At 73.9% G+C, this 4,134-nt stretch carries 3 protein-coding genes; 1 reads left to right on the top strand and 2 read right to left on the bottom strand.

Features of this window, described 5'->3' with window-relative positions; genetic code table 11:
- Nucleotides 1-56 precede the first annotated feature (56 nt).
- Nucleotides 57-1,790 (bottom strand): BCCT family transporter, encoded by a 1,734-nt coding sequence (locus tag HGA02_RS12185; protein WP_168679233.1) that lies wholly within the window; start codon nucleotides 1,788-1,790, stop codon nucleotides 57-59.
- Nucleotides 1,791-1,914: 124 nt separating this feature from the next.
- On the bottom strand, nucleotides 1,915-2,958 hold the full coding sequence (locus HGA02_RS12180) for a 4-hydroxy-3-methylbut-2-enyl diphosphate reductase (protein WP_168679232.1): 1,044 nt from the start codon (nucleotides 2,956-2,958) through the stop codon (nucleotides 1,915-1,917).
- Nucleotides 2,959-3,186: 228 nt separating this feature from the next.
- Between HGA02_RS12180 and xseA the strand changes: the two genes are divergently transcribed.
- A partial coding sequence (gene xseA / locus HGA02_RS12175) for an exodeoxyribonuclease VII large subunit (RefSeq protein WP_168679231.1) occupies nucleotides 3,187-4,134 on the top strand: 948 nt, incomplete at its 3' end.

Raw genomic sequence — 4,134 nt, 5'->3', positions numbered from 1 at the left:
GGTGTGCACCGGTGCACCCTTCGGCCGGTCGGAGGCCGCTCGGGTCGCGCAGCCGCTCAGTCGTCGCGCGGGTCCGGTCCCGGTGCGTCCTTCCCGTGCGGGCGGCGGCGCAGGACGCGCGAGGGACGGGGTGACGCGTCGGCCCGGGACCGGCGCGCGAGCAGCGAGGTGACCTCGCCGGTGACGTGCTCGGTGACGTGCCGCGTGAGCCGTGCCCGCGCCTCGAGGCGCTGCGCCCGGAGCAGCTCGTGGTGCTCCCTGCCGAGCGCCCGGGCCAGGGACACCACCATCCCGATCATCACGAGCGAGAACGGCAGGGCGATGAGGATGGCCGCGGTCTGCAGCGCGACCAGCCCGCCGGCCAGCAGCAGCGCGATCGCGAGCAGGCCGCCGAGCGTCGCCCAGACCACGCGCACGGGTCGGCTCGGCTCGGGGTTGCCGCCGGACGACAGCATCGCCACGACGAGCGACCCGGAGTCGGCCGAGGTGATGAAGAACAGCCCGATGAGCACGATCGCGAGCACCGACAGCACGGATCCCCACGGCAGGCCGGCGAGCACGTCGAACAGCGCGTTCTCGGCGACGACCGTGCCGTCCGCGCCGACGAGGCCGCCGGTGCCGAAGATCTCGCGGTAGATCGCCGTCCCGCCGAGCACGGAGAACCAGAGGAACGTCACGAGGGTCGGCACGAGCAGCACGCCCGCCACGAACTCCCGCACCGTCCGGCCGCGGGAGATGCGGGCGATGAACACGCCGACGAACGGCGCCCACGACATCCACCAGCCCCAGTAGAACGTCGTCCACATGGCCTGCCAGGCCTCGCCCTCCGGGCCCGCGTACGCGCTGACGTTGAACGTGAGCGAGACGACCGACGAGAGGTAGACGCCGATCGACTGCACGAAGTCGCGCAGCAGGAACAGCGTCGGACCGAGCAGCAGGACGGCGACGAGCAGCACGCCCGCGAGCGCGACGTTGATGTTCGACAGCCACTTCAGACCGCGGTCCAGCCCGCTGAGGACCGACCACGTCGCGATCGCCGTGATGACCACGATGAGCACGACCTGCGTGGTCCGGCCCGACGACGCGACGCCGACGTGCCGCAGGCCGGCCGAGATCTGCAGGACACCGAGGCCCAGCGAGGTCGCGACGCCGAACATCGTCCCGACGACGGCCGCGACGTCGATCGCGTCGCCCAGCGTGCCGCGGACGCGGTCGCCGAGGAGCGGCTCGAGCGCCCAGCGGATCGAGACGGGCCGTCCGCGCCGGTGCACCGCCCACGCGACGGCCAGGCCGACGACCACGTAGATGGCCCACGCGTGGACACCCCAGTGCAGGTAGGTCTGCGCGAGCGTCGACTGCGCGAGCTGCGCCTGCGTGCCCGTCACGCCCGGCTTGGGGTTCGCGAAGTGGCTCAGCGGCTCCGCGACGCCGTAGAAGACGAGGCCGATGCCCATCCCTGCGGCGAAGAGCATCGCGAACCACGTCCGCAGCCCGAACTCCGGCCGGTCGTCGTCCGCGCCGAGCGTGAGGTCGCCCCACCGCCCGAGACCGAGCCACAGCGCGAAGGCCACGAAGCCCGCGACGAGCAGGACGTAGTACCAGCCGAAGACGCCGATGACGTTCTCCTGCAGCGCGCCGACCACGCCCTCCGCGGTCTCCGGGAACGCGATCGCCAGGGCGGCGACACCGAGCACGATCCCGAGGGCGGGCCAGAAGACGCGGCGTTGGATGCCGGCGAGACCTCGGCCGTAGGACAGGGGGGTGCGCCGCGACGGGCTGGCGGTGGGCATCGTTCCACCCTCGCACCCCCCCGGCCCGGGTTCCGGACGGGGCCCCGCCCACGGGCCGGGCTACGGGCGGTGCGCAGCGCGGGCGCCAGGGTCGGCGCGGTCCCGACCCGCGACGGGAGAGCGGTCAGGAGGGCTGGACGTCGAGCGAGCGTCGCCCCTCGCGGCGCGGGCGCTCGGGCGTGGCGCCGGAGGCCTTGAGGTCGGCGCGGAGCTCGCGCGGGAGGGAGAACATGAGGTCCTCGGTCGCCGTGCGGACCTCCTCGACCTCGCCGTAGCCCAGACCGGCCAGCAGCTCGAGGACGTCGCGGACCAGGATCTCCGGCACGGACGCGCCGGACGTGACGCCGACGGTCGTCGCACCGTCGAACCAGGCCGGGTCGATCTCGGACGCCTTGTCGACGCGGTAGGACGCGCGCGCCCCGGCGTCGAGCGCGACCTCGACGAGGCGCACCGAGTTGGACGAGTTCGCTGAACCCACGGTGATGACGACGTCGCAGTGCGGCGCGAGCTTCTTGACGGCGACCTGGCGGTTCTGCGTGGCGTAGCAGATGTCGTCGCTCGGCGGGTCCTGCAGGTGGGGGAACCGCTCGCGCAGGCGGCGGACGGTCTCCATCGTCTCGTCGACGGACAGCGTGGTCTGCGAGATCCACACGAGGCGCTCGGGGTCGCGCACGACGACGTCGTCGACGGCCTCCGGGGAGTTGACGACCTGGATGTGCTCGGGCGCCTCACCCTGCGTGCCCTCGACCTCCTCGTGCCCGTCGTGGCCGATGAGCAGGATGTCGTAGTCCTCGGCGGCGAACCGCACGGCCTCCTTGTGCACCTTCGTCACCAGGGGGCACGTCGCGTCGATCGTCTGGAGCGAGCGGGCCGCGGCCGCGGCGTGCACGGCCGGGGAGACGCCGTGCGCGGAGAACACGACGCGCGCGCCCTCGGGCACCTCGTCGGTCTCGTCGACGAAGACGGCGCCGCGGGCGGCGAGCGTCTCGACGACGTACTTGTTGTGCACGATCTCCTTGCGGACGTACACGGGGGCGCCGTAGTGCTCGAGGGCCTTCTCGACGGCGACGACGGCCCGGTCGACGCCGGCGCAGTACCCGCGGGGCGCGGCGAGCAGCACGCGCTTGGTCGGGGGCACGCCGGGGGCCTGGTCGGTCGCAGAGGTCACGTCACGAGTCTACGTTCGGGACCTGCACGCACGGCCCCCGCGCCGGTGTGCGTTCGCGCACCTCCACGCGACGTCCACGGGCCTCGCACGCGTCGACCGGACCGCGACCCGTCATGACGCCTGCGCGGCGGACGTGAGCGGGCGTCATGACGGGGTCGACGGCGCAGGGCCGGGTGAGCCCGAGCAGCGACGGCCGGGGTTGTCCGCGGTGTGGGGCAGGCTGTGCGGGTGAGCACCGAACCCCAGGAGCCCGCCGCGCGGCTGCCGCTGCCGCTGCGCGCGGCGGAGACGACGCCGGAGCGCCCGTGGCCCGTCCGGCACCTGGCGCCGAAGATCGCGGACTACATCGCGCGGATGCCGCCCGTGTGGGTCGAGGGGCAGGTGCTCAACCTCAAGCGGTGGAACACCCTGTACTTCCTCACGCTGCGCGACACCGACCTCGACATGTCGCTGTCCGTCACCGCGCCCGCGGGCGCGATCCGGAGGCTCGGCGACGCGGCGACCGACGGCGCGCACGTCGTGGTGCACGCGAGCCCGCGGTTCCACGCCAAGAAGGGCGACCTGACGTTCCAGGCGGACGACGTCCGCCTCGTCGGGCTGGGCGAGCTGCTCGCGCGGATCGAGCACCTCAAGGGCCTGCTGGCCGCCGAGGGGCTGTTCGACCCGGCCCGCAAGCGGCCGCTGCCGTTCCTGCCGGCCGTCGTCGGGCTCGTGTGCGCGCAGCAGGGCGACGCCGAGCACGACGTCGTGTCGAACGCGCGCGCACGCTGGCCCGGGGTGCGGTTCGAGATCCGGCGCGTGACGGTCCAAGGGCCGCGCGCGGTGCCCGAGGTGTCGGCGGCGATCGCGGAGCTCGACGCGGACCCGCGCGTCGAGGTGGTCGTCGTGGCGCGCGGCGGCGGGTCGTTCGAGGACCTGCTGCCGTTCAGCAACGAGACGCTGGTCCGCGCGGCGGCCGCGTGCCGGACGCCGCTCGTCTCGGCGATCGGGCACCACATGGACTCGCCGCTGCTCGACCTCGTCGCGGACTTCCGCGCGTCGACGCCGACGGACGCGGCCAAGCGCGTCGTGCCCGACGTGAGCGAGGAGCGGGCGCGCGTGCTGCAGCTGCGGCACCGGTCGCGCGGTGCGCTCGTGCACCGGCTGACCCGCGAGCAGGCGGGCCTCGACCACTGG

The sequence above is a fragment of the Cellulomonas septica genome, from assembly GCF_012396155.1.
GTDB classification, from domain to species: Bacteria; Actinomycetota; Actinomycetes; order Actinomycetales; family Cellulomonadaceae; genus Cellulomonas; species Cellulomonas septica.
Note: the sequence above shows the minus strand (reverse complement) of the source record. Positions and strands in the feature narration are given on the sequence as shown.